21 protein-coding genes and 3 pseudogenes are annotated in these 23953 nt (G+C 70.1%); 15 read left to right on the top strand and 9 right to left on the bottom strand.

The features are described from left to right. Positions 1 to 16: 16 nt before the first annotated feature. Positions 17 to 1453, top strand: coding sequence for a benzaldehyde dehydrogenase (locus tag ACZ69M_RS10275; protein ID WP_470048448.1), 1437 nt, complete (start codon positions 17 to 19; stop codon positions 1451 to 1453). A 70-nt stretch (positions 1454 to 1523) separates the two neighbouring features. Here ACZ69M_RS10275 and trxA read toward each other — a convergent pair whose 3' ends face one another. Further along, positions 1524 to 1919 (bottom strand): thioredoxin, encoded by a 396-nt coding sequence (gene trxA, locus ACZ69M_RS10280; protein WP_470048450.1) that lies wholly within the window; start codon positions 1917 to 1919, stop codon positions 1524 to 1526. 135 nt (positions 1920 to 2054) lie between these two features. Here trxA and ACZ69M_RS10285 point away from each other — a divergent pair, with 135 nt between their 5' ends. Then, positions 2055 to 3488, top strand: a complete 1434-nt coding sequence (locus tag ACZ69M_RS10285; RefSeq protein WP_470048452.1) for a dihydrolipoyl dehydrogenase family protein — start codon at positions 2055 to 2057, stop codon at positions 3486 to 3488. A 687-nt stretch (positions 3489 to 4175) separates the two neighbouring features. Here ACZ69M_RS10285 and ACZ69M_RS10290 read toward each other — a convergent pair. Further along, the gene (locus ACZ69M_RS10290; RefSeq protein WP_470048454.1) at positions 4176 to 4832 is read right to left on the bottom strand and encodes a peptide deformylase; all 657 of its coding nucleotides are present in this window, start codon (positions 4830 to 4832) and stop codon (positions 4176 to 4178) included. Positions 4833 to 5101: 269 nt separating this feature from the next. Between ACZ69M_RS10290 and ACZ69M_RS10295 the strand changes: the two genes are divergently transcribed. The 5 genes from ACZ69M_RS10295 (at position 5102) to ACZ69M_RS10315 (ending at position 10632) form a co-directional block, all read left to right on the top strand. Beyond that, on the top strand, positions 5102 to 6508 hold the full coding sequence (locus ACZ69M_RS10295) for a PepSY-associated TM helix domain-containing protein (RefSeq protein ID WP_470048456.1): 1407 nt from the start codon (positions 5102 to 5104) through the stop codon (positions 6506 to 6508). 31 nt (positions 6509 to 6539) lie between these two features. After that, a complete protein-coding gene (locus tag ACZ69M_RS10300; RefSeq protein ID WP_470048458.1) occupies positions 6540 to 7007 on the top strand; it encodes a BlaI/MecI/CopY family transcriptional regulator in 468 nt (155 codons plus the stop codon). A gap of 6 nt (positions 7008 to 7013) precedes the next feature. Beyond that, entirely contained in the window at positions 7014 to 7964 is a 951-nt protein-coding gene (locus ACZ69M_RS10305) for a M48 family metalloprotease (RefSeq protein WP_470048460.1), read from the top strand. A 236-nt stretch (positions 7965 to 8200) separates the two neighbouring features. Further along, the gene (locus ACZ69M_RS10310) at positions 8201 to 9616 is read left to right on the top strand and encodes a hemolysin family protein (protein ID WP_470048462.1); all 1416 of its coding nucleotides are present in this window, start codon (positions 8201 to 8203) and stop codon (positions 9614 to 9616) included. Continuing rightward, entirely contained in the window at positions 9613 to 10632 is a 1020-nt protein-coding gene (locus ACZ69M_RS10315) for a hemolysin family protein (protein ID WP_470048464.1), read from the top strand. Before ACZ69M_RS10310 ends, ACZ69M_RS10315 begins: the two co-directional genes overlap by 4 nt. 172 nt (positions 10633 to 10804) lie before the next feature. Here ACZ69M_RS10315 and ACZ69M_RS10320 read toward each other — a convergent pair whose 3' ends face one another. The 3 genes from ACZ69M_RS10320 to ACZ69M_RS10330 all read right to left on the bottom strand — a co-directional run bounded on the left by ACZ69M_RS10320 (position 10805) and on the right by ACZ69M_RS10330 (position 12183). Beyond that, positions 10805 to 11152 carry a tetratricopeptide repeat protein gene (locus tag ACZ69M_RS10320; RefSeq protein ID WP_470048465.1) on the bottom strand — a complete coding sequence of 116 codons (348 nt, stop codon included), beginning with the start codon at positions 11150 to 11152 and terminating at the stop codon, positions 10805 to 10807. A gap of 69 nt (positions 11153 to 11221) precedes the next feature. After that, a complete protein-coding gene (locus tag ACZ69M_RS10325) occupies positions 11222 to 11662 on the bottom strand; it encodes a MarR family transcriptional regulator (RefSeq protein ID WP_470048467.1) in 441 nt (146 codons plus the stop codon). Next, positions 11659 to 12183 (bottom strand): MarR family winged helix-turn-helix transcriptional regulator, encoded by a 525-nt coding sequence (locus ACZ69M_RS10330; RefSeq protein ID WP_470048469.1) that lies wholly within the window; start codon positions 12181 to 12183, stop codon positions 11659 to 11661. Before ACZ69M_RS10330 ends, ACZ69M_RS10325 begins: the two co-directional genes overlap by 4 nt. Before the next feature lie 208 nt (positions 12184 to 12391). Here ACZ69M_RS10330 and ACZ69M_RS10335 point away from each other — a divergent pair, with 208 nt between their 5' ends. Continuing rightward, the gene (locus tag ACZ69M_RS10335) at positions 12392 to 13357 is read left to right on the top strand and encodes a pirin family protein (protein WP_470048471.1); all 966 of its coding nucleotides are present in this window, start codon (positions 12392 to 12394) and stop codon (positions 13355 to 13357) included. A 736-nt stretch (positions 13358 to 14093) separates the two neighbouring features. Here ACZ69M_RS10335 and ACZ69M_RS10340 read toward each other — a convergent pair. Both ACZ69M_RS10340 and ACZ69M_RS10345 read right to left on the bottom strand, forming a co-directional pair. Then, positions 14094 to 14597 (bottom strand): hypothetical protein, encoded by a 504-nt coding sequence (locus tag ACZ69M_RS10340; protein WP_470048473.1) that lies wholly within the window; start codon positions 14595 to 14597, stop codon positions 14094 to 14096. Positions 14598 to 14902: 305 nt separating this feature from the next. Continuing rightward, positions 14903 to 15102, bottom strand: a pseudogene (locus tag ACZ69M_RS10345) (transposase family protein); the annotation flags it as partial. 121 nt (positions 15103 to 15223) lie between these two features. Between ACZ69M_RS10345 and ACZ69M_RS10350 the strand changes: the two are divergent. Both ACZ69M_RS10350 and ACZ69M_RS10355 read left to right on the top strand, forming a co-directional pair. Further along, positions 15224 to 15658: a hypothetical protein gene (locus ACZ69M_RS10350; RefSeq protein ID WP_470048475.1), complete on the top strand. Its 435-nt coding sequence runs from the start codon at positions 15224 to 15226 to the stop codon at positions 15656 to 15658. 430 nt (positions 15659 to 16088) lie between these two features. Next, positions 16089 to 16499, top strand: a pseudogene (locus tag ACZ69M_RS10355) (helix-turn-helix domain-containing protein); the annotation flags it as partial. 953 nt (positions 16500 to 17452) lie between these two features. On the opposite strand, the gene ACZ69M_RS10360 reads toward ACZ69M_RS10355, so the two are convergent. Next, on the bottom strand, positions 17453 to 18055 hold the full coding sequence (locus ACZ69M_RS10360) for an endonuclease domain-containing protein (protein WP_470048477.1): 603 nt from the start codon (positions 18053 to 18055) through the stop codon (positions 17453 to 17455). A gap of 269 nt (positions 18056 to 18324) precedes the next feature. Here ACZ69M_RS10360 and ACZ69M_RS10365 point away from each other — a divergent pair, with 269 nt between their 5' ends. From ACZ69M_RS10365 to ACZ69M_RS10380, 4 genes and pseudogenes are all read left to right on the top strand, one after another. Continuing rightward, entirely contained in the window at positions 18325 to 19071 is a 747-nt protein-coding gene (locus ACZ69M_RS10365) for an IPT/TIG domain-containing protein (RefSeq protein ID WP_470048479.1), read from the top strand. Positions 19072 to 19301: 230 nt separating this feature from the next. Then, positions 19302 to 20318 (top strand): IPT/TIG domain-containing protein, encoded by a 1017-nt coding sequence (locus ACZ69M_RS10370; RefSeq protein WP_470048481.1) that lies wholly within the window; start codon positions 19302 to 19304, stop codon positions 20316 to 20318. Positions 20319 to 20507: 189 nt separating this feature from the next. Next, positions 20508 to 21275, top strand: a pseudogene (locus ACZ69M_RS10375) (IS110 family transposase); the annotation flags it as partial. Between the two features lie 321 nt (positions 21276 to 21596). After that, complete coding sequence (locus ACZ69M_RS10380; protein WP_470048482.1) at positions 21597 to 22109, top strand: Ig-like domain-containing protein; 513 nt, start codon at positions 21597 to 21599, stop codon at positions 22107 to 22109. Here the strand turns inward: ACZ69M_RS10380 and ACZ69M_RS10385 are convergent. Further along, a complete protein-coding gene (locus ACZ69M_RS10385; protein WP_470048484.1) occupies positions 22081 to 22257 on the bottom strand; it encodes a hypothetical protein in 177 nt (58 codons plus the stop codon). The two genes, ACZ69M_RS10380 and ACZ69M_RS10385, sit on opposite strands and share 29 nt — an antisense overlap. Positions 22258 to 22382: 125 nt before the next feature. Between ACZ69M_RS10385 and ACZ69M_RS10390 the strand changes: the two genes are divergently transcribed. Continuing rightward, entirely contained in the window at positions 22383 to 23861 is a 1479-nt protein-coding gene (locus ACZ69M_RS10390; protein ID WP_470048486.1) for an MFS transporter, read from the top strand. Positions 23862 to 23953 lie beyond the last annotated feature (92 nt).

The raw sequence follows: 23953 nt of genomic DNA on the forward strand, positions 1-23953 counted from the left end.
CGATCGGAGAGCCGACATGCCGCTGCTCGACCCCAGGACCTGGCAGTCCCGCACCCTGGCGGGCGGTGAGTACGCCGTCACCGAACCCGCCACCGGCGAGACGCTGGCCACGGTCACGCTCGCCGCCGCCGAGGATGTCGCCACGGTCGCGCGGGACGCCCGAGCCGCCCAGGCCGAGTGGGCGAAGGCACCGCACTTCGTGCGTGCCGCCGTACTGCGCAGGGCCGGCGACCTGTTCGCCGCCCACGCCGACGAACTGCGCGAATGGATCGTGCGCGAGTCCGGCTCGATCCCGGGCAAGGCCGACTTCGAACTGCACGTCGCGGCCCAGGAGTGCTACGAGGCCGCCGCCCTCGCCTCCCGCCCCAGCGGTCAGATCCTCCCCTCCGAGGCGCCGCGTCTGTCCTACACCCGACGTGTCCCGGTCGGTGTGGTGGGCGTGATCTCCCCGTTCAACGCCCCGCTGATCCTCTCGATCCGCTCGGTGGCCCCGGCGCTCGCGCTCGGCAACGCCGTCGTCCTGAAGCCGGACCCGCGCACCGCTGTCTGCGGCGGACTCGCGCTCGCCGCCGTCTTCGCCGAGGCGGGGCTCCCGGAGGGCCTGCTGCACGTTCTGCCCGGCGGTCCGGAAGCGGGCCGGGCGCTGGTCGCCGACCCGAACATACCGGTGATCTCCTTCACCGGCTCGACCGCCGCCGGACGCGCGGTGGGCGAGGCGGCGGGCCGCCTCCTCAAGCGCGCCCACCTGGAGTTGGGCGGCAACTCGGCGCTGATCGTCCTGGAGGACGCCGACATCGACGCGGTGATCTCCACGGCCGCGTGGGGCTCGTTCTTCCACCAGGGCCAGATCTGCATGACGACGGGCCGCCACCTGGTGCACGCCTCCCTCTACGAGGAGTACGTCGAGCGGCTCGCCGCCAAGGCCGACTCGCTCGCCGTCGGCGACCCGCACCGTGAGCAGGTGCACCTCGGACCCATCATCGACAGCGTTCAACTCGCCAAGATCCAGGGGCTGGTGGAGTCCAGCACGGCGCGCGGCGCGAAGCTCGCAGCCGGCGGCACGCACGAGGGGCTCTTCTACCGTCCGACGGTCCTCGCGGGAGTCGACGACACGACGCCCGCGTACGCCGAGGAGGTCTTCGGCCCAGTAGCGCCCGTACGATCGTTCGCGGACGCCGACGAGGCCGTGGCCCTCGCCGCCGCCGGACCCTACGGCCTCTCCCTGGGCATCGTCACCCGGGACACCACGCGCGGCCTGGATCTGGCCGAGCGCATCCCGACCGGGATCGCCCACATCAACGACCAGACCGTCAACGACGAGGCCGTGGCCCCCTTCGGCGGCATCGCCGCCTCCGGCACCGGCGCCCGCTTCGGCGGTGAGGCCAACCTGGAGGCCTTCACCGACGTGCGCTGGACGACGGTGCGAGGAGATGTGGCGCCGTACCCGTTCTGACCGAGGGGTTGCGCGGGGTCTACTCGCCCTGCGGGCCCGGTGGATCTCTTTGCCCTGCGGCCCGGTGGACCTACTCGCCCTGCGGAGCCTGCTTGGCCTGCTTGGCCTGCTGCTCCGCGATGGACTTGCGGACCTCGTCCATGTCCAGCTTCCGGGCCTGTCCGATGACGTCCGTCAGGGCGGCCTCGGGCAGTGCCCCGGGCTGGGCGAAGATCGCGACCTGGTCGCGGACGATCATCAGCGTCGGGATCGACTGGATGTCGAAGGCGGCGGCCAGCTCGGGCTGCGCCTCCGTGTCGACCTTCGCGAACACCAGGTCGGGGTTGGCCTCCGCGGCCTTCTCGTAGACCGGGGCGAACTGACGGCACGGCCCGCACCAGGAGGCCCAGAAGTCGATCAGGACGAACTCGTTGTCCGTGACCGTCTGGTCGAAGTTCTCCTTGGTCAGCTCCATCGTGCTGCTCATGGCGTGGCTACCTCTTCCTGATGTCGGGCCTCGGGCCTCTGTGCGAAGCCGGTGTGCACAACGCCACTCCTGGGCGGCGTATTCCGCGCACGTACCCGTGTGGCCTCCGGGCACACCAACAACCAGACTGGGCCCATGACGGAAACGGAATCCATCGTGTACGACGTCGTGGTGCTCGGGGCCGGGCCCGTGGGGGAGAACGTCGCCGACCGCGCCCGCGCGGCCGGCCTCTCCACCGCGGTCGTGGAGAACGAACTGGTCGGCGGCGAGTGCTCGTACTGGGCCTGCATGCCCAGCAAGGCTCTCTTGCGCCCGGTCCTCGCCCGCGCCGACGCCCGCCACGTGCCCGGCCTCAGCCAGGCGGTGCAGGGCCCCCTCGACGTCCCCGCGGTCCTCGCCCACCGCGACTACTACACCTCCCACTGGAAGGACGACGGACAGGTCGGCTGGCTGGACGGCATCGGCACCGTCCTGTACCGCGGACACGGGCGCCTCGCCGGGCCGCGCACGGTGACCGTCGACGGACCCGACGGCGAGCGGCAGGTGCTCACGGCCCGGCACGCGGTCGCCGTCTGTACCGGCACCCGCGCCCTGCTCCCCGACCTGCCGGGGCTCGACCAGGTCCGGCCCTGGACCAGCCGTGAGGCCACCAGCGCGCACGAGGTGCCGGGCCGGCTCATCGTGGTGGGGGGCGGTGTCGTCGCCGTCGAGATGGCCACGGCCTGGCAGGCGTTCGGTTCCCAGGTCACCGTCCTCGTCCGCGGCAAGGGACTGTTGCCCCGCATGGAGCCCTTCGCCGGTGAGCTGGTCGCCGAGTCGCTGAAGGAGGCGGGCGTGGACGTCCGCACCGGCACCTCGGTGACCGCGGTGACGCGCGAGGGCTCCACCGTGGTGGCCCTCACCGACACCGGCGACCGCATCGAGGCCGACGAGATCCTCTTCGCCACCGGGCGTGTGCCCCACACCGACGACCTCGGCCTCGACACGGTCGGCCTCGAACCGGGCTCCTGGCTCGACGTCGACGACAGCCTGCGGGTCACCGGCAGCAACTGGCTGTACGCGGTCGGCGACGTGAACCACCGCGCGCTCCTCACCCACCAGGGCAAGTACCAGGCCCGGATCGCGGGCGCCGCCATCGCCGCCCGTGCCGCCGGGGTGCCCCTCCTGGAGACCGATCCCTGGGGCGCGCACTCGGCGACCGCCGACCACGGGGCCGTACCCCAGGTCGTCTTCACCGACCCGGAGGCCGCGGCCGTCGGCCTCTCCCTCGCCGAGGCCGAGCGCGCGGGCCTGCGCGTCCGCGCCGTCGACGTCGACATGTCCTCGGTGGCCGGCGCGGGCCTGTACGCGGACGGCTACCGCGGCAAGGCCCGCATGGTCGTCGACATCAACCGCGAGATCCTGGTGGGCCTCACCCTGGTCGGCCCCGGCGTGGGCGAACTGATCCACTCGGCGACGATCGCCATCGCCGGCGAGGTCCCGATCAGCCGCCTGTGGCACGCGGTCCCGTCGTACCCGACGGTGAGCGAGGTGTGGCTGCGGCTGCTGGAGAAGTACCGGGACGCGTAGCCGACGCCGGTCGTTCGGGTACGGCCGTCTGAGATCGACGGGCCGGCACCGGCCGTTGGCACGTCGGCGGGTCGAGCGCGCGGGCGTGGGCCCCGGCCCTCCGGGACCGACGGGCCGCATTCACCCGTTCGGCGTCCGCCACTTGGGTTCTGGCGGCACTTGGGTTCCGGCGGCGACCTTGGGGTTCGTGGCTTCAGGGTTCGGTCGATTCGGGGTTCGACCGTGTTGGGGAGCGGTCGTCCGGGATCGACGGTTGGGCCCGGTCGTTGGGGGGCGGCCGGGGTTCGGCCGGGCACGGCGGAGGTTGCGATCCCCGGCGGTTTCGGGTTCGGGCGGCTGAGGTTGACCGGCTGGGGCCGGCCGTTCGGGGCTCGGTGGTTCGGCCCCGGGTATGGGGCTTCGGGAGCCTGGGATCGATGGGCCGACGGCGGCCGTCCGAGCCTCGGCGGCTGCACGCCCGCGCCGTCCGGGCCCCGGTCCGGTCCCGTTCGGGCTCCGGACCGGTTCGGAGCCGGGCTTTCCGGGGCCGGTCGCCGACGTCCTGGCCGGTTGCGTGTGGCGTCGGCCCGGAGGGCGTCCCGTCTCCGGCAGGTCCGTCGTGCCCGGACCGTCGGAGCCGACCGCTCCGCGGCACCCCTCACTCCCGTCGCCGGACACCCTTCGCCCCAGGGCCCGGCGCGCGCACCCTCAGTCGGGCAGGGCGAAGCCCAGTGCGGCGGCGGCCTCCGCAGGCGTCGGCTGCGTCCAGCGCTCCGCCATCACCTGGTTGGAAGACAGCGAGCGCAACTCGGCACGGTCGAGGTAGAGCATGCCGTCCAGGTGATCCGTCTCGTGCTGGACGATCCGCGCGGGCCACCCCGTGAACACCTCGTCGATCGCCCGGCCCCGCTCGTCCAGAGCCGTCAGCCGCACCTCGGCGTGCCGGGCCACCACGGCCTGCCACCCCGGCATGCTCAGACACCCCTCGTAGAACGCGGCTCGTTCCGCGCCCACCCCCTCGTACGACGGATTCACCAGTACCCGGAACGGCTGCGGCACCCGCCCGCGCACCCCCCGCACCTCCTCGGAGACCGGCGCCGGATCCTCGATGACCGCGATCCGCAGGGGCACGCCGACCTGCGGTGCCGCGAGACCGACGCCCGGCGCCGCGTGCATGGTGGCGCGCAGCGCGGCGACGAAGCGGGTCAGGAGCCCCGGGTCGAGCTGGCCGGCGAAGGGCTCGGCGGGGCGGCGCAGCACCGGGTCCCCGGCGGCGACGATGGGCAACGGGCCTTCATGGTCGAGGAGTTCCTCGACCAGCTCGCTCAGGGGGCGGGAGGCGCTGGGGTCTCGTTCGGATGCCATCGCGCCAGGATGCCAAGACCGATCGCGCCAAGCGAGGCGGCGCCAGGGGCGGCTGCCGGGTCACCGCACACCTGTATGTGTGACTCAGGCCACACGGCGCCCCGGGAACTCGACGCCTCCGCGCCCCGACTTCTGGACCACCAAGGACCACTCCGGGCCGGGAGTCCAACTCCTCGGCCCACGACCCGAGTCCATCCCCGTCCCCGCCCCTACTCCTGTCCCCGCCTCTGCCCGCATTCCCCTCACCGTCCGACCGGAGAAGACCGCCCATGTCCACCGCTCCCACGACCACGACGGACGAGTCCCCCAAACCCGTCGCCCCTGTCCCCACCAGAAGGGCGGCCCTGCGCCCCCTGATCCTGCGCCTGCACTTCTACGCGGGCGTACTCGTCGCCCCGTTCCTGCTGGTCGCTGCCCTGACCGGTTTCCTGTACGCCGCCTCGTACCAGGCCGAGAAGATCGTGTACGCGCATGAGCTGACCGTCCCGGTCGGCAACGACAAGCTGCCGCTGTCCCAGCAGGTGGCCGCCGCCCGCAAGGCCCACCCGCAGGGCACGGTCTCCGCCGTACGACCGTCGCCGGAGGCGGACGCGACGACCAGGGTGCTGCTCTCCGGCGTTCCCGGCGTCGGCGAGGGGCACACGCTCGCGGTGTTCGTCGACCCGTACACCGCGAAGGTGCGCGGATCGCTGGAGCAGTACGGCGCCACCGGCGCTCTCCCGTTGCGCACCTGGATCGACGAACTCCACCGTGACCTGCACCTCGGCGAGAACGGACGGCTCTACAGCGAACTCGCCGCGAGCTGGCTGTGGGTCATCGCGGCCGGCGGGTTGGTGCTGTGGTTCGGCCGGCGGCGATCCCAGCGCAAGGTGCGGGGCACGTCCGGGCGCCGTCGCACCCTCGGGCTGCACGGCACCGTCGGTGTGTGGGCGGCGGCCGGGTTCTTCTTCCTGTCGGCGACCGGGCTCACCTGGTCGACCTACGCCGGCGCCAACATCGACGAACTCAGGACCTCGCTCGGCCAGGCGACCCCCTCGGTGTCCGCGTCGGTGGCGGCCGGCGGCGAGCACGCGGGCCACACCGGTATGGGGTCCGGGGGCACCACGGCCTCGACCACGCCCCAGGACCTCGACAAGATCCTCGCGGCCGCCCGCGCGGAGGGCCTCGGCGACCCCGTCGAGATCGTCGTACCCGCCGACGCCTCCACCGCGTACGTGGTCAAGCAGGTCCAGCGCAGCTGGCCCGAGAAGCAGGACTCCGTCGCCGTGGACCCGACGACGGGCAAGGTCACCGACGAACTCCACTTCGCCGACTACCCGCTGCTCGCCAAACTGACGCGCTGGGGCATCGACGCCCACAGCGGCGTTCTCTTCGGCCTCGTCAACCAGATCGCCCTGATGGCCCTCGCGCTCTGCCTGGTCCTGCTGATCCTGTGGGGCTACCGCATGTGGTGGCAGCGCGGCCGTGCCTCCGCGTTCGGCCGCCCCGTCCCGCGCGGGGCCTGGCAGCAGGTCCCGCCGCAGATCCTCGTCCCGCTCATGGCGGCCGTCGCCGTGCTCGGCTACTTCGTCCCGCTCCTCGGCATCCCGCTCGCGGTGTTCGTCGCCGTGGACGTCGTGCTCGGCGAGATGGCGTACCGCAGTGGCAAGCGCACCCAGGGAGGCCAGGTAGCGTGATCGGGTAGGGGAACGCCGGAGGGAGACGGACATGGCGCAGCGCGACCGCGAGGACCCGCACCGGACTTCCAGGCGCCGCGGGCAGGGCGAGTTGGAGAGCCAGGTGCTCGGTGCGCTGCGCGAGGCGGAGGCCCCGGTGACCGCCGCCTGGGTGCAGGAACGACTCGGCGGCGACCTCGCCTACACCACCGTCGTCACCATCCTGACCCGGCTGCTCGCCAAGGACGCGGTGGCCCGCGAACGACGCGGACGCTCCTTCGTGTGGCGGCCCACCGCCGACGTCGCGGGCCTGGCCGCCCTCAAGATGCGCCGGCTTCTCGACGGCGAGAGCGACCGCGAGGCCGTCCTCGCCAGCTTCGTCACCGCGCTGCCGCCGGACGACGAACAGGTCCTGCGCGCACTCCTGGAGACGGCCCACGCGACGGACGGGGCTGGTGCGACGGGCGGGGCCGATGTGGTGGGTGGGGCCGACGGGGTGCCCGACAGTACGGAAGACTGACGTCTCATGGGGGTCTTCGTCTTTCTGCCGCTCGTCCTTCCACTCAGTGCCTGGCCGGTGGCACGCCTCGCCGAACTGCGTCTGCATCCGCGTACGGCCACCCGGCTGCTGACGGCGGTCGCCACCGTCATGGCCTTGTGCAGCACACTCTGCCTGGCCCTGCTGATGGTCGTCGGGACCGCGCAGCTGCCCGGCAACCCGCTCCCGGACGGCTGGTCCGACGCGGAGGTCCGCGCCGCCGTCCCGCACGACGAGATCGCGGGCAAGGCGGCGATCCCGGCCCTGGTCCTGGTCCTCGCGGTCTGCGCGCGCACCCTGTGGCGCCACCACCGGGTCGCCCAGCGCGCGCGGCGGGCGCTCGCCGCACTGCCCAGCCGTTCCGTGGTCGTACTCCCCGAGGAGAAGCCCTACGCCTACGCTCTCCCCGGCGGACGCCGCGACCGCGTGGTGGTCACCACGGCCCTGCTGCGCGGCCTCACCTCGCCCGAGCGCCGTGCCCTGTTCGCGCACGAGCGGGCCCACCTGGCGGCCGCTCACCACCGCCACCTGCTCGCCGTACGACTCGCGGCGCGCGCCAATCCGTTCCTGCGGCCCCTTCGTACGACCGTCGTCTACACCACGGAGCGGTGGGCGGACGAGGACGCGGCCCGGTCGGTGGGCAACCGCACGGTGGTGGCGCGGGCGATCGGCAAGGCGGCCCTGCTGTCGGGCGGGGGCCCGGCGCCGTCGTTCGCCTCGTTCACCGGCTTCGCCGGATTCGCGTCCGCGGGTCCTGTGCCGCGCCGGGTCGCCGCCCTGCTGCGCCCCGCGCCGGCGGCCCGCAGCTGGCCGTCCGTGTTCACATCCGTGGGGCTGGCCGCCTGGGGCGCCGCGGTCGGCACCCTCGTCTCCGCGATGTCGTCGGCGAACTCGGCCGTGACGATGGTCCTGATCCTGCACGCGGCCACGCCGCTGTAGCGCGGCCACCACTCCTCTGTAGCTCCGCCACCGCACCCCTCCCCGGGGTTTCTACAGAGATGTAGAAATAATGTCGGTGGCATGGGAACCCGTTTGCGAACAGAATCGTTTCCCAGGAACAGACCTACTCAGAGGAGCGCTTCCTTGTCCGCCAGACCGACGGACCCCCCGGGACACAGTCCCGAACCACCCCGCCTGATTTCTCTTGATCGCGGCACACAGCGGGGTGGTGTTCGATGAGTGCCACACTCGGCCTGCTGGCCGTCCTCGTCCTGACCGCCGGCACCGGCTACTTCGTCGCCCAGGAGTTCGCGTACGTCGCCGCCGACCGCCTCGCGCTCGCGCGGGAAGCGGCAGCGGGCGACCGACGGGCCACCCGCGCCCTGAAGGTGCTGGAGCGGCTGTCCTTCATGCTGTCGGGCGCCCAGCTGGGCATCACCGTGACCGGTCTGGTCGTCGGCTTCCTCGCCGAGCCGTCCGTGTCCGCCCTCCTCGACCCCGTCCTCACCGGGATCGGCATCCCGGACGGCGCGGTCACCGGCATCTCGGTGGTGCTGGCCTTCGTGTGCGCGACCGTGCTCCAGATGGTGCTGGGCGAACTGGCTCCAAAGAACCTGGCCCTGGCCGTCCCGGAGCGCCTCGCGAAGGCCCTGGCGGGCTCCACGCTCGCGTATCTGAGGGTCGTCGGCCCGGTCGTACGGCTTTTCGACGGCGCCGCCAACAAGCTGCTGCGCAAGGTCGGCATCGAGCCCGTCGAGGAACTCCACCACGGCGCGACCCTGGAGGAACTCGGCCATCTCATCGGCGAGTCGCACCAGCACGGGCAGCTGCCGCGCGAAACCGCGGATCTCCTCGACCACGCCCTGGAGTTCTCCGACCGCACCCTCGACGAGGTGATGGTGCCGCGCGCCGACGCCGTCTTCGTCCGCAAGGACGCGACGGCCACGGAGGCCGTCCAGCTGATCGCCGAACACGGACACTCGAACTACCCCGTCCTCGGTGACCACCCGGACGACATCACCGCCGTCCTGGGCGTGCGCGAGCTGATGCGGCTGCCCGCCGACCGGCTCACCCGCACGACGGCCGGCGCGCTGGGCCGCCGACCGCTGCTGCTGCCCGACACCCTGCCGCTGCCCGAGGCCGTGGCACAGATGCGGGCCTACGACGACGAATTCGCCGTCGTCCTCGACGAGCACGGGGGCGTGGCGGGCATCGTCACCTACGAGGACATCGCCGAGGAGCTCGTCGGTGACATCGCGGACGAGACCGACACGGTCAAGGAGATCGCGGTCGCCGACGGCGAGGGCTGGCTCGTCGACGCCGGCCGCCGACTGGACGAGGTCGCCGAGGCGACCGGCATCGACCTGCCCGAGGAGGACGACTACGACACGGTGGCGGGGCTGATCGTCGACCGCCTCGGCCGCTTCCCCGCCATCGCGGACCGCGTCATCGTCGAACTGTCCGACGAGGGCCGCGTCTTGATCGACGTACAGGCCCTGGACCGGCACGTACCGGATCGGGTCCGCCTGGAACGCCTGCCGACGACGGACCGTACGGACCGTACGGATGGTGTGGACAGTGTGGACGGTGTGGGCGGCACGGGCCGTGTCCACCGCATCCACCGTGTGGACAGTGCGGAGGAGCAGGCATGAGTTTCCCGATGGCGCTCTTCGTGACCGTACTGCTGCTGATCGGCAGCGGGTTCTTCGTGGCCGCCGAGTTCGCGTTGGTCGCCGCCAAGCGGCATCGGCTGGAACAGGCCGCGGCGGCCGGGCAACGCGGGGCCAGGGCGGCACTGGCCGGAATGCGCGAGCTGTCACTGATGCTCGCGGGTGCCCAACTGGGCATCACCGTGTGCACGCTGGGCCTGGGCTCGGTGTCCAAGCCCGCGATCTCGCACGAACTCGACCCGTTGCTCCACAAGGCGGGCCTGCCCAGCGGCCTGAGCTACGGCGTGTCCTTCGCGCTCGCGATGTTCGTCGTCGTCTTCCTGCACATGGTGGTCGGCGAGATGGCCCCCAAGTCCTGGGCCATCGCGCACCCCGAGCGTTCCGCCATGCTGCTCACACCACCCTTCCGGGCCCTGACCCGGGCGGTGCGTCCGTTGATCGTGGGGCTGAACAAGGTGAGCAACGCGCTGGTCCGGCTCTGCCGGGTCACTCCGCGCGACGAGCTGGCCTCGGTCCACAACCGTGAGCAACTCACCCACCTCGTCGAGGAGTCGGAGCGGCTCGGGCTGATCAGCAAGGAGGACTCCGAGCTGATCACCAGCTCCCTGACCGAACCGCAGCACCCGGTCGGGGACCTCCAGATCCCGGCCGACCGGATCACCTCGGTCCCCGCCGACGCGGCGATCGACGCCGTACTGGGCGTCGCCGGGGACAGCGACCGCACCCGCCTGCTGGTCCGCGACGGTGTCACGGTCCTCGGCTCGGTGCACGCCCGTGACGCCCTGGTCGCCCGGGCGCAGGGCCGGGCCGCGGTCGCCCGCGACCTGGCCCGCCCGGTCCCGGAGCTGTCACCGCACGACACGGTCGCCCACGCCGTCGAACAGCTCCGCCTGCACCGCGCCTCCCTCGCCGTCGTACGCGACGACACGGGGCGGCTGACCGGGCTGGTCAGCCTGGACGACCTGCTGGCACGGCTGATGGAGCCGCGCGTGGCGTGACAGGGCAGAGGCCGGGTGCCGTGGCTGTGGCCGGTCACCTCGATGACCAGCCACGGCGCTCCGGCACCCGGCCTCTTCGTCCTGCTCTCGGGGACGTTCACGCCCTCGGGCGACGTTCATGCCCTCGCGAGACGTTCACGCCCTCGGCGGGCGGTCGCCCCCCCAGTTGCGGTCACACCTGCTCGAAGTCACCCGCGAGCGCGGAGGCGATGCGCAGGTGCGATTCGGCCTCGTCGTGACGCCCCTGGCGCTGGAGCGTGCGCCCCAGCATCAGCCGGGCGTAGTGCTCCACCGGGTCACGCTCGACAAGCGCGCGCAACTCGGTCTCGGCGCGGTGCAGTTGGGCCGAGTGGTAGTACGCGCGGGCCAGCAGCAGCCGCGGTCCGGTCTGCTCCGGCACCTCGCTCACAAGGCCGCCCAGAACGCGCGCCGCACCGGCGTAGTCCTTGGCGTCGAAGAACAGCTGCGCCCGCTCCCAGCGCTCCGCGGCCGTCCCCTGGTCGTAGTACTTCGTGTCCACTGCTGACCTCCTTCGCGTGCCAGAACCTCACCCGATGGTTGAATATTCCACCACCTCGGCCCGTGGGCGTCATCCGCCGGCCAGCTCCGCGTTGGCCCGCTCGGTCACCAGGGTCAGCACGCGCCCTACCGTCGCCAGGTCCTCGGCCGGTATGCCCGCGTACAGCCGGGCCGCGATCTCGTTCCCGGCCGTGCGGATCTCCTCGAACACCTCACGGCCGTGCTCGGTGATCGACACCAGCGGGGTGTCCGTCTCCGTCAGTAGCTTCAGGGCCGTCATCTCCGTGATGGTCTCCTCGGCCACCGACTCCTCGATCTTCAGTGCCTCGGTCAGCCGGCCCACGAGCCGGTCGCGCTCGACGGCGCCGCCCTGGTCCGAGACGGCCCGCAGGGCCACCGACTGGTTGAAGGTGCTTCCGATACGGGCCAACGCGGCCTCCAGGGCCGCTCGGCTCGCATAGTGGGCCAGTCCTACGACCTGGCCGCCGACCGGGGGAGTGGGATTGCTCATGGCTGCTCCTTGTCAGGATGTGAAGGGAGATGTGTGCCGAGAGATGCATCGGTCGGCGCGGTGGGCGATACGTCGAGTGATACGTCGAGCAGGGTCGCCAGCTCGCGGCTGAACGCCTTCGTGCGCTCGCCGCCGAGCCCGCCGAGCGGTTCGAGGAGCTGCTCCAGCAGCCCCTGGACCACCTCGATCGCGCGCCGTGCGACCTCGCGTCCGTCCTCCGTGAGTGACAGCTGGATCGCACGCGGATCGGCGGGATCGCGCGTCCGGTCGACGACACCGGCCGCCTCCAGGGCGCGGGCCAGCTTCGATACGTAGAGCGGTTCGAGTCCGGTGTGATCGGCGAGCTGACGCTGACTCGGCCGCCGCCCGGCCCTGTGCATCCCGTACAGCGACGCGACCAGCGAGTACTGGGCGTGGGTCAGACCCAGTGGCGCGACCGCCCGATCGACGGCCACGCGCCACTTCGTGGACAGGCGCCAGACGAGAAAGCCGGGGGTCGCGTGCTCGGATGTCGAACTCATGAGAAAAACTATACATGGCTACTATGTCCATGGCTACTATTTCGCGCTGTCCCCGCCCGACGCCCTGCCGACCTCCGCTCGTAGCCCTGGGACCGCACCGACTCCCGCCCGAGTACCCCCGTCCGGGGGAGCCTGGGGGAGTCCGGGGGAGCCCAGCGGAGGGAGGAGGGCCTGACGGACGGTCCCCGACGGGGCTAGGTTGTGGCCCATGAGCAATCTTGATCGCGAGGCAGTTCCCGCGCTGTGCGGTGGCCGCGGTTTCGTGGTGGCCGAGCCGGTGCGTGAACTCCTCAGTCCCCGTCGGGTCAAGCTCGGCGAGTCCACCGAAGTCCGCCGCCTGCTGCCCAACTTGGGCCGCCGCATGATCGGCGCGTGGTGCTTCGTCGATCACTACGGGCCCGACGACATCGCCGACGAGCCCGGTATGCAGGTCCCGCCGCACCCGCACATGGGACTCCAGACCGTCAGCTGGCTCCACGAGGGCGAGGTGCTGCACCGCGACTCCACGGGCAGCCTGCAGACGATCCGCCCGCGCGAACTGGGCCTCATGACGTCCGGAAGGGCCATCAGTCACTCCGAGGAGAGCCCCAAGTCGCACGCCCGCTTCCTGCACGGCGCGCAACTGTGGGTCGCCCTTCCCGACAGCCACCGCCACACCGACCCGCACTTCGAGCACCACGCCGAACTGCCGCTCGTCACGGCCGCCGGCCTCAAGGCCACGCTCATCCTGGGCACCGTCGACGGCACGACCTCGCCCGGCACGACGTACACCCCGATCGTCGGCGCCGACCTGTCCCTCGCGAGCGGCACCGACGTACGCCTGCCGCTGGAGCCCGACTTCGAGTACGCCGTCCTGTCCATGTCCGGCGAGGCGCACGTCGACGGCGTACCGGTGCTCCCGGGCTCCATGCTCTACCTCGGCTGCGGTCGCACCGAACTCCCCCTGCGCGCCGAGTCGGACGCGTCCCTCATGCTCCTGGGCGGCGAGCCGTTCGAGGAGGAGCTGGTCATGTGGTGGAACTTCATCGGCCGTTCCCAGCAGGACATCGAAGAGGGCCGCAAGGACTGGATGGAGGGCACTCGCTTCGGTGAAGTACACGGCTACGACGGCGCCCCCCTGCCCGCTCCCGAACTCCCGTCCGTGCCACTGAAACCGCGCGGAAGGGTGCGCTGACCTGGGGTTGAAGCTCCAGTACAGGCCTCTCGCGGGACGCGGCTGCCCCCGCTCGACACCCCGTTTCCCCGAGAGGTCGATCGCTCCTGCGAAGTTCATCGACGGACAGCCTTGCGTTCTCATGTCCGGCCATCTGCAGGCGGGTTTAGTCGGCCTGATGCTGACCCAAGGCCGACTTTCCTGACGAGGCGTCAGCGTCATTGCGTTGGTGTCGCAGCTGTTCGAGCGCCTGCCCCGGATCTACCGCTCGCGTGCAGGCCGGGCCGATGCCGGCTTCGGTGGCTTGTGCTGGGGCAAGGCGTCCCCAAGGGCCTGGGTGACGAAGGGGAGGAGAAGCCCGTGACGAGGGGGCTTTTGTGGGAATCCCCCAATGCCCCGGGCGTGCCGCTGCTGCCGTACTCACCCCTTGGGCGGACCGCTATGGGGAGGGTGTGGCTGCAGGGATGGGTCTCGGAAGAGGCTTGTCGGCAAGCCAGGCTCTGCTTCAGGGCGGGTGAACGGCAGCCGGCAGGTTCTTGGTCTCTTGGTGGTACACCGTCTGCATGGCTCTGACCATCATAAATGTGCTCTGTGGCGGGATATGGGCAGACGTTGGCCCGGGTATGGTCCGGATCTTGGGAGGAGGACCCGACCAGCGGTCTCAGTTGCTTTGCTGTTCCGAGGGCAGGGCCGTGAGAGGTGCGGGGTTGCGGCTCGTCCAGTGGCGGCGGTGGTGGCGCACGTGGTTGGAATTGAGCTACTGCCACTGGTGGCGTTTGAGTTGGGCTTGTAGGCGGTCCGTAACGGTGTCGGCGACCGTGAGGTCGTCGGTCAGGACGTACGCTCCGGCATTGAAATCCAAAAGGACGTGACAGTTCGGGCGGAGGCACAGCAGGTTCTCCGTGAGGTCGGGGCCGCGTGCTTTCTTGCCGGGATGTGAGCCGCCTCGCTGTAGCGGTGGCGGGAGGAGGGGAGAGGCTCGGTCTTCCGACCTCGACATGCCGCGCAAGGAATCGGCCACGTCCTCGATGATCTGATCCACCGTGTCGCGGTCCATGGCGAGAAGACAGCAGGTGTCGCGAACGGCGCGGCGGGCGAGTGACCATGCGGCCTCGATGCGGCTGCCGTTGATGGCCGTGTGTTCGGCTGCAGCGAGTGTGTCGGCCATACGTGAGACGTGGTCGCCGACTCGAAGGAAGAAGCCGCCGTGCTCCTCGGGTGGAAGAGACGCGTCCCACCTGTCTTCCGCATGGCGGATCATGTCCCCCATTCCCGCCTGCGGGAGGGGTGTAGGTCAGGCACGGCCGAGTGTGGAAGGCCCAGCGGTATGCCTCTGCCAGGTCGCGCTTCCAACCATCCGACGATGTTCTCTCCTGCGGGGTAGGCGCGCTGAACCGCTCCGGGTTCGGTAGAGGGCGCGGACTGACCCGAGTTGTGTGGAGTCGAGTTGCTCACTGATCATTTCGGAATGAGTTCGCTTGTGGGGCTTGGCAGTTGGGTCTCAGGGCGGCAGAGTTCTGCAGGTGTCAGATGATCTTGTGCCTGATGACCTGTGGGAACGGGTATTCAGTGTTGTCCCTCCAGGGTGAGGACGGCTTTGGCGATGACGGTCATGCGGTCGGGGATGATCCGGGACCCGCGGAAGATCTGCCAGGACTTCAGCCGTGCCATGGCGCGCTCACTGGAGCCCTGGCTTGGGCGAGGGCCCGGTTGACGGTGTGCTGGGTCGGGGTGAGCTCTCTGCCTGGTGGGCGCTTGAGGCCGGTGGGGGCTGGCCTCGCGACACCACGCGAGAAAGTTGATCGAAAATATGTCCACCATCAGCTTGGATGACGTACGGTCACTACCGCTCGCCGGACTGGCCGAGCGAGCGGGGAGAGGGAAAAGATGCATCACAGGATCGCGGCCTTGGCCGCAACCACCGTTATCGCCGCCAGTGGGGTACTCGCTACCGCGTCGTCGGCGTCAGCAACTGTTGACCCGCCCGCGGGAGGTTGGGACCACACGTGGACCACCTCGGACGCCGGCAAGGGCGGCACGGTCTACATCGCTGAGAACGGCGACGTCGTCTCACTCTGCGACACGAACGCCGACGGGCGCACTCCCCACGTCGAAATCATCTACGAGGCGAGCCCCGGCAGCTGGGTCTCGGCCTACCCACTCATCGCCTCGGGCGGGGAGGGATCGTGCGTCTCCGCCAGAGCTTCACAGGGGGGCGCGTACAACCTCCCTGAGAACAAGGAAATCGGGGTCACGATCTGGCTGGGGCCGCTCTACCATGGATATGGCGAGTCCACGCACTATTACCTCAACGACCACTAGCCTCGACCTTTCATGACGGTCCATCGGTTCGTCGGGTGGAGCGTTTCGGCTTGTCAAGGGTATTGGTGGGCATGCCGATGGCCCGGCTGTCGCGTCGGGTGGGCGCCGGGTTCCACGGGCCCGGGGCGGGTCTGCTCGTCGGGGTGGGCGTCGCGGCTGGTCAGCCGGGGTTCAGCAGGGCTTTCAGTCGTTCAACCGCGCTGGTGATCACGTAGGTCCAGGGTCGGTGGCGGGCGAGGCGGAAGGTTCTGGGCGAGGATTTCTCCGCCTGCCCGGTCACATCCTTCCGTCGGGGTCCGGCAGTGAGCTTTTTCAGCGTGGCCACTGATCGGGTGACGAGCCGGGGCGAGGGAGGGGTTCGCAACGCACAGGGCTCCCATGCTGTTGAGGGAGGTGTTCGAAGTCTCAACCCATCGGCACAGGAGCCCTGTTGGTTCCGTATCCTGCCGCACTCGACCTCCCGCACGCCCTGGTCGAGTGGGTCACGATGCTCATCGTCACCCGTGAGGGTGACCGGCGGTGCAAACCGCCGCCGCACCGGCGTGCGCTCGTCGCTCTTGTGTACCTGCGCCACCACGACTCCCTCTCCCGCATCGCGGCGGGTTTCGGGATATCCGTCGGCACCGCCCACGCCTACGTCACCGCCGTCACCGGACTGCTCGCCGATCGCGCACCGGGCCTTCTCACAACGCTGCGCGAGCACGATCCGGGCTTCGTCCTGCCGGACGGGACGCTCGTCGAGTCCGACCGCGTCGGCGACAGCCGTGCCGACTACTCCGCCAAGCACCGCCGGCACGGCGTCAACGTCCAGATCGTCACCGACTCCGCTGACGAAGTGCTGAGTACACGGCTACGACGGCGCCCCCCTGCCCGCTCCCGAACTCCCGTCCGTACCACTGAAACCGCGCGGAAGGGTGCGCTGACCTGGCGCTCCAGCTCCAGTGCAGGCCTCTCGCGGGACACGGCTGCCCCCGCTCGACACCCCGTTTTCCCGAAGGGCCCATCGTCCCGGCGAAGTCCATCGACGGACAACGCTTCGTTCCCATGTCCGGCCACCTGTAGGCGGGTTAAGTCAGCCTGATGCTGACCCGATGCCGACTTTCCTGACGAGGTGTCAGTGTCAGTTCGTTGGTGTCGCAGCTGTTGGAGTGGCCGCCCCGGAGCTGCCGCTCGCGTGCAGGCCGGGCCGATGCTGACTTCGGTGACTTGCGCTGGGGCAAGGCGCCCCCGAGTACCTGGGCGACGAAAGCGAGGGGAAGTCCGCGACGAGGGGGCTTTTGTGGGAATCCCCCAATGCCTCGGCGTGCCGCTGCTGCCGTGCGCTCGGCGTAGGCGTCGGCAGGTGCGCACCTGGTGCGCATCACAGGCGTGTAGTGCGCATCAGGGACGGCGGTGGTGCGGATCGGATACGCACCACCGCCTGGCCGAACGTACCCCGCCGCGCGCACCTCCGCACCGCACCAGCCCCCCGCGGCGACTGGGCTATAGCACGCACCCCCTTGTCCGCGGCCGCAGAGAGCGGAGTTCACCCGCCTGGTCAACACCACCCTGGCGCTACGCGCCGCGAGGGCGATGCCTGCGGCAGCGTCGGTACCGGCCTGCTCGTGCCAGGACCGCAGGGTGCTCAGGAAGCAGAGACCCAGCTCGAACAGCGCGCATGAGTCGTCACACGGCACCTCCTCCTGCTCCCGGTCCGGCGGGTTGGTGACCGGGATGACGACGGGCTCCGCGACCCGTATGAGCAGCGCGGGCATCTGCGGCTCGACGGCGGCGAACGCGGTGGCGGCTTCGGTGTCACCAGCCTCCACCGCCCGGGGACAGTTGAAGGCGCTCATCACCGCGTGCGGGGCATCGGGGTGAGCGGCGAAGCGATGGCGGCCTCGGGCATGACGGCTCCTCTTCCCTGTGCCGGGCCGATGGCGGGCGCTTGCATCGGCGGCTGCGGAAGCAGTGGTGTTCGGTCGCCTCCAGATGCTTCCGAATGACGGCGACGTGGTACCGGCCGGGCAGGGTCCGCCGTTCCAGGCAGCCACGGCACTCCAGCAGGTGCAGCACCGCCCCCTGCTTGTCCTCAAGGAAGTTGCGCGGGGAGCTCTTGCCCTCGAAGGTGTTGCATCTGCCGCACAGCGGACCGCGTGGATAGCCGTGATCATGGCAGTGATCCCAGGCCGCCTCCCGGGTCTCGGCGCACAGGGGGCACAGGTAGTCGTCGGCGCGGGTGCCTCGCACGCGGGGCGAGGCGTACAGCACGCCGCCCAGGTGACCGGTGTACCGCTGGAAGGCGGACCCCGAGCACGTCGGACATGGGGTGACCGTCGCCGAGCAGGCTCCGCGTACGGAGAAGCCGGTGGCGTGCGCCGGTGGTAGACAGGCGTGCGCCGAGGCCAGTTCCACCATCGGATAGTCGTGGTTGAGGTCTTGTCAGAAACGTCTACATGTGGGCTACTTGGAGTAGCGAACCGGTGGGCCGCCCATCCCAAGACCGGGGATCACAGTAAAGGGCGGTGCTTGCCGGTTTTTCCTTGTGCCCTCATGACGGAATTCCGTTGGCAAGTGGCGCGGGTGCGCCCTCCGTCCTTTGGAGAGGGTCCTCCGCGAAGTCGGCCCAGCAGTTCCCCGGTTTCCGCTGCGTCCTCTGTCCCATCCTGTCAGCGAGGAGTCTCGTCATGCCTATTTCACCGAACCAGGGATCCACCGGCGGTGGCACGCTGGTGACGATCACCGGTACGAACCTGTCCGGCACCACCGCCGTCACCTTCGGCACCAAGCCGGCCACCAGCGTCACCAACGTCTCCCCGACCAACGTGACAGCCGTGTCGCCCTCGGGTACGGGCACCGTCGGAGTGACCGTGACAACTCCGGGCGGCACGAGCAACCCGGTGCCGTTCTTCTACGTCGGAGCCCCGTTCAAGTCCTCGCTCGGGCAGACCTCGGGCCCCCTGGCCGGCGGCAACACGATCACGATCAACGGCACGGGGCTGGCGACGGCCACCAGCGTGTCCTTCGGCGCCAACAGCGCCACGCCGACGGTCGTCTCCGACAACCAGCTCACCGTCACTGTGCCGGCCGGCGCGGCGGCGGGCTCCGTCGGAGTCAGCGTGACCACTGCGGGCGGGACGAACAACGGCCTGTCCTACACCTATGTGGACGTCCCCACCGTGACCACTGTCGCACCGGCCTCCGGGCCGACGTCCGGCGGTACAGGTGTGACCATCACCGGCACCAACCTCGGCAGCACCGGGTCGGTCACCTTCGGCGGCACCGTGGCACCGTTCTCCGTGGTCAGCTCCACCACGCTCTCAGTGGTGACCCCGCCCGGAACCGCTGGCGCGGTCGACGTGGTGGTGACCAACCCGGCCGGATCCGACACGGCCGTCGGCGCGTTCACCTACGTCGCGGCTCCCGGCATCTGACCCTGATCCAGGCTGCCGCCCAGATCGGGCGGCAGCCTGCCTCACGCGGTCACCGCAACCACCTACCGCTTCGCGAGCGGGGGTCCTCGCCCCTTCCGCCCTCAGCCCACCGTGTCCCCGGTGGGCGAACTGCCGCCATCCACCCGCACCCCGGACGTGGCCATACCCCCAGCCCGGACCGGCATCCGCGTCGCCTCAGGCTTCGCCCCGGCTGCCCTAGGAGCATCCCCATGCCCCCCACGATCAGTACCATCGCCCCCTCACAGGGGCCAACCAGCGGAGGCACCACCGTCACCCTCACCGGCACCGGGATGACGGGGTCCACCGCCGTACGGTTCGGCAGCACCAATGCCACCTCATTTGTCGTCAATTCGGCCACCCAGATCACGACAGTGAGTCCGGCCCACGCTGCAGGCGCCGTGGCGGTGACCATCGTCCATCCGACCGGCGACAGCAACTCGGTGACGTTCACGTACGTCGTAGCGCAGGTGCCGGTGGTCACAGGTGTGGCTCCCAGCAACGGTCCAACGTCGGGCGGCACCAGCGTCACCCTTTCGGGAACCGGATTCACCGGAGCCACGGCGGTTACCTTCGCCGGGGTCCCGGCGACATCATTCACGGTCAACTCGGCTACCCAGATCACCGCCGTGACGCCCGCCGGAGCCTCCGGTGCCGCTGTGGTGACCGTCACGACACCGGGGGGCAGCAATGCCCCGGACGCCTTCTTCTTCTACGCCGCACCTCCGGTCCTCAACAGCGCCGCCCCTGCCCAGGGCCCGGTGGCCGGTGGCGTGGTGGTCACACTGACCGGGAGTAATCTGCTCAACGCCAGTGCCGTCGCCTTCGGCTCTACCAACGCCGCCTCCTTCACCGTGGTGTCAGCGACGCAGATCAGGGCCACCGCCCCACCGGGAACGGGCAGTTCACCGATCACGGTCACCACGCCCGGCGGCACGAGCAACCCCGTCGCCTTCACCTACGTTGCCACGCCCACCCTGACGGCGCTGGTTCCCAGCAGCGGCCCGACGTCCGCGGGCACCGTGGTCACCCTCAGCGGCACGAACCTGGCCACCGCCTCGGCCGTCACCCTCGGGGGTACGGCCGTGCCGTTCACCGTCGTGTCGAACACACAGATCACGGCGGTCGTGCCCGCGGGACCCGCAGGTCCGGTCACCGTGACCGTCACCACGGCCGGCGGTACCAGCCCCGGCCTGACCTACACCCGGGTCACCGCGCCCGGCATCTGACACACGTCGGCGGAAAGGAGCCACCGCAGACATCCTTTGTACCCGGTATGTTTCCGCGGTCCCGTGACGGGGCCGCCGGTATCCCGGCCCGGCATGACGGTGTCCCCGTGTCGGTCCGGCCGGCGCCCGGTCCGGCGCGTATGTCGCCGACTCCCTGACCAGCAGGGCACCGAAGCAGTTGGGAGCACGATGTTCGACATCGGTGACGTGGGCGTCTTCCTCCGGCTTGGACGTCGGCAGGACCGCTCAGCACGGCCATGGAATCACTCCAGCCGGCAAGAAGGTCCTCGACGAGCAACTGCCCAATGGCGAGCCGAAACCGCAGGCCGTCTTCGACAAGCTGACCACCAAGTTCGGCACCGTCCTGGTGATCGTCGACCGGCCCGCCTCCATCGGCGCCCTCCCGCTCACCATTGACCGGGACACGGGCTGCGAGGTCGCCTGGCTGCGCGGCCTGGCGATGCGACGGATCGCCGATCTCTACCTCGGCGAGGCGAAGACCGACGCGAACGACGCCGCGGTCATCGCCTCGCCGCCCGGACCATGCCGCACAGGCTGCGCTCGCTGGCAGTGACCCACGAGATCACCGCCGAGCTGACTGTCCTGGTGGACGTCGACCAAGACCCCGCAGCCGAGGCGACCTGCACCAGCAACTGGATGCTCGGCCTGCTCACCCAGTTCCACCCCTCGTGGAACGCGGCCTGGGTCCCGCCTGGACCACCCGCCCATGACCTGGCTGCTCGAACGCTGCGGCTCCCCAGCCGCCCTACGCAAAGCCCGGCCGCCGCAGACTCGTCGAAATCGTCCGGTCCATGGCCCCGTGCATGGCCGCCCGGCTCGTCGACGACGTCTTCGACGCACTGGACGAACAAGACCGTCGTTGCTCCCGGGACCGGCACCCTCGACGTCATGATTCTCTCCCTGGCGGTCCCCGCCCCCCGCACCTACTCCGACAGATGCCGGACCCGGGAAAGACCACAGCCAGGTCCTCCTCCGCCTCGTCGCCACCGCATCAGCCTGCTCTTCGCTCCGCGACGGCGCCTTTTACGAACCCACGCGTTGCCGAAGCAGCTGTCGTAAGACCAGCCCGGGCTTGACGAAGGACATGACCCCCGCAGGACTCCCCATTCGGCTGCCCGGCAACCGGTTCAGGCCGCTGATCCAACCGGGTAGCTTGTGCGCGCCGCCTCCCCAGCACACCAAGAAGGCCGTCCTAGCGTGAACCTCCACTGCGCCCGCGTTCCGTGGGCCCGGGGAACAGAACAAGGAGCCGAACCGGTGCGCATCACACCACGCAAAGGGCGACTCGTCGTCGCCACAGCCTTGACCGTCGTACTGGGCCTCGCCTCGCCCGCCTGGGCCGCATCATCGAGCACCATGGTGACGGCCACGCCGCAGTCCACCGCGGTGGGAGCCCCGGTGCAGCTGCAGGCGACCGTCAACTGTCCTGCCGACCCCACAGGCGGACTCGGCGTGACGTTCTTCGACGACAGCACGCTGCTCGACACCGTGCCCGTGAACGCCAACGGCCAGGCCAGTTACACCGCCACGTTCAGCACCACAGGTACGCACACCATCACCGCCGCCTACAACGGCAACACCGAATGTGACGCCTCCTCCACCACCACGAACGTCCAAGTCACGTCGGCCCCGACGCCCCCTGCTGGAACGCCAGGCTTTTGTCTCCTCGCATGCAACGGCCTGATCAACTTCACCGGTGTCAACGGCGATCTCACAAACAACATCGACATGTCCACCATCATCAAGACCTCCAGGTGGCACCGGCACTAACCCCGCTCCAGGCCCGTTCCCAGGTCCCGGCGGTCGACGGGTAACGCTTGCCCCACTTCTCGTCGAAGTCGGCGAGCCGTTGCCGTGCTTCGCCCTCGATGGCGGACTCCAGCACCCGCTTGGTCAGCAACTGCAACAGCCCGCCCACTGTTTTGACGGCCAGGGGGCCGGGACCGGGCCCCGAGGCGTGGACCGCTGTGCGTGAGGCACCCGATCGGGTGCTTCTTTCCTGGACCCCCGGCCGAGGAGGCGCGCGCGGGTACGGCTACGGGCATGGGCAAGGACGAACACGGCAGCCGGACGATCAGCACCCGCATCCCGGCACGTCTGGACCGGCTCCCGTGGTCCCGCTGGCACTGGACGATCGTCATCGGCCTCGGCACGGTCTGGATCCTGGACGGCCTGGAGGTCACGGTCGTAGGGAACATCGCCGGCCGCCTCTCCGAACCGGGCAGCGGCCTGCCGATCTCCTCCAGCCAGGTCACCGGCCTCGCCGCCGCGCTCTACGTGGCCGGTGCCTGCGTCGGCGCCCTCTTCTGGGGCCGCCTGACCGACCGCTACGGCCGCAAGAACCTCTTCATGATCACCCTGGCGGTCTATCTGGCCGCCACCGCGCTCACGTCGATCTCCTTCGCCCCCTGGTGGTTCTTCACCTTCCGCTTCCTGACCGGCTTCGGCATCGGCGGCGAGTACGCGGCGATCAACTCTGCGATCGACGAGCTCATCCCGGCGTACTACCGGGGCCGCGTCGACCTCGTCATCAACGGCAGCTTCTGGGTCGGCGCGGTGGGCGGTTCCCTGCTGTCCATCGTCGCGCTCAACACCGGCCTTCTGCCCAAGGACGTCGGCTGGCGACTGACCTTCGCGCTGGGCGTGGTCATGGGCCTGGTCATCCTTCTCGTACGACGGAACGTCCCGGAGAGCCCACGCTGGCTGCTGATCCACGGCAGGGAGCGGGAAGCCGAGGAGATCGTCTCCTCCATCGAACGCAAGGTGGCGGCCGAGAAGGGCGAGCCGCTCCCCGAACCGGCCGGCGAGCTGGTGATCCACCAGCGCAAGAGCGTCACCTTCGGCGAGATCGCCCGCACGATCTTCCACGACTACCGCCGCCGGGCCGTCCTCAGCTTCTCCCTCTTCATCGGCCAGGCGTTCCTGTACAACGCGATCACCTTCGGCTTCGGCGCCATCCTCACGACGTTCTTCGACGTGCCGACGGGCAACACCGGCTACTACTTCGTCTTCATCGGGGTGGGCAACTTCCTGGGCCCGCTGCTCCTTGGCAACCTGTTCGACACGCTGGGAAGGAGGGTGATGATCTCGTCGACGTACATCTTGTCGGGGCTGCTGCTGTTCCTCACGGCGTGGTTGTTCAACTGGGGCGTGCTTACGGCGGGAACCCTGACGGCGTGTTGGTGTGTGGTCCTCTTCTTCGCGTCGGCGGGAGCGTCCAGCGCGTACCTCACGGTGTCCGAGATCTTCCCGATGGAGACGCGGGCGATGTCGATCGCGTTCTTCTACGCGCTGGGCACGGCGGCCGGCGGCATCAGCGGACCGCTGCTCTTCGCCGACCTGACGGGAACGGGGAAGGCGGCCGACACGGTGCTGGCGTTCCAGATCGGGGCGGGGCTGATGTGCGCGGCGGGGCTGGTGGCGGCGGTGCTGGCGGTGAACGCGGAGCGGCGGTCGCTGGAGGACATCGCCCGTCCACTGTCGGCCGTGACGGGGGGCGAGGCGGTGAAGGCGCGGCTATAGGGAGCTTCCTGTGCCCCTGAAAGGGACGCCTGTCCCCTCCCCGTATCGTTCGGTGAACGCATCGTCTATTGATACGGAGTACGCGATGCAAG

It is taken from the genome of Streptomyces sp. NPDC107454 (assembly GCF_055582885.1).

Bases quoted from the DNA above. Each gene is read 5' to 3' on its own strand.
- ACZ69M_RS10275 (WP_470048448.1), top strand. From the start codon at position 17: ATGCCGCTGCTCGACCCCAGGACCTGGCAGTCCCGCACCCTGGCGGGC.
- trxA (WP_470048450.1), bottom strand. From the start codon at position 1,919: ATGAGCAGCACGATGGAGCTGACCAAGGAGAACTTCGACCAGACGGTC.
- ACZ69M_RS10285 (WP_470048452.1), top strand. From the start codon at position 2,055: ATGACGGAAACGGAATCCATCGTGTACGACGTCGTGGTGCTCGGGGCC.
- ACZ69M_RS10290 (WP_470048454.1), bottom strand. From the start codon at position 4,832: ATGGCATCCGAACGAGACCCCAGCGCCTCCCGCCCCCTGAGCGAGCTG.
- ACZ69M_RS10295 (WP_470048456.1), top strand. From the start codon at position 5,102: ATGTCCACCGCTCCCACGACCACGACGGACGAGTCCCCCAAACCCGTC.
- ACZ69M_RS10300 (WP_470048458.1), top strand. From the start codon at position 6,540: ATGGCGCAGCGCGACCGCGAGGACCCGCACCGGACTTCCAGGCGCCGC.
- ACZ69M_RS10305 (WP_470048460.1), top strand. From the start codon at position 7,014: ATGGGGGTCTTCGTCTTTCTGCCGCTCGTCCTTCCACTCAGTGCCTGG.
- ACZ69M_RS10310 (WP_470048462.1), top strand. From the start codon at position 8,201: ATGAGTGCCACACTCGGCCTGCTGGCCGTCCTCGTCCTGACCGCCGGC.
- ACZ69M_RS10315 (WP_470048464.1), top strand. From the start codon at position 9,613: ATGAGTTTCCCGATGGCGCTCTTCGTGACCGTACTGCTGCTGATCGGC.
- ACZ69M_RS10325 (WP_470048467.1), bottom strand. From the start codon at position 11,662: ATGAGCAATCCCACTCCCCCGGTCGGCGGCCAGGTCGTAGGACTGGCC.
- ACZ69M_RS10330 (WP_470048469.1), bottom strand. From the start codon at position 12,183: ATGAGTTCGACATCCGAGCACGCGACCCCCGGCTTTCTCGTCTGGCGC.
- ACZ69M_RS10335 (WP_470048471.1), top strand. From the start codon at position 12,392: ATGAGCAATCTTGATCGCGAGGCAGTTCCCGCGCTGTGCGGTGGCCGC.
- ACZ69M_RS10340 (WP_470048473.1), bottom strand. From the start codon at position 14,597: ATGATCCGCCATGCGGAAGACAGGTGGGACGCGTCTCTTCCACCCGAG.
- ACZ69M_RS10350 (WP_470048475.1), top strand. From the start codon at position 15,224: ATGCATCACAGGATCGCGGCCTTGGCCGCAACCACCGTTATCGCCGCC.
- ACZ69M_RS10360 (WP_470048477.1), bottom strand. From the start codon at position 18,055: ATGGTGGAACTGGCCTCGGCGCACGCCTGTCTACCACCGGCGCACGCC.
- ACZ69M_RS10365 (WP_470048479.1), top strand. From the start codon at position 18,325: ATGCCTATTTCACCGAACCAGGGATCCACCGGCGGTGGCACGCTGGTG.
- ACZ69M_RS10370 (WP_470048481.1), top strand. From the start codon at position 19,302: ATGCCCCCCACGATCAGTACCATCGCCCCCTCACAGGGGCCAACCAGC.
- ACZ69M_RS10390 (WP_470048486.1), top strand. From the start codon at position 22,383: ATGGGCAAGGACGAACACGGCAGCCGGACGATCAGCACCCGCATCCCG.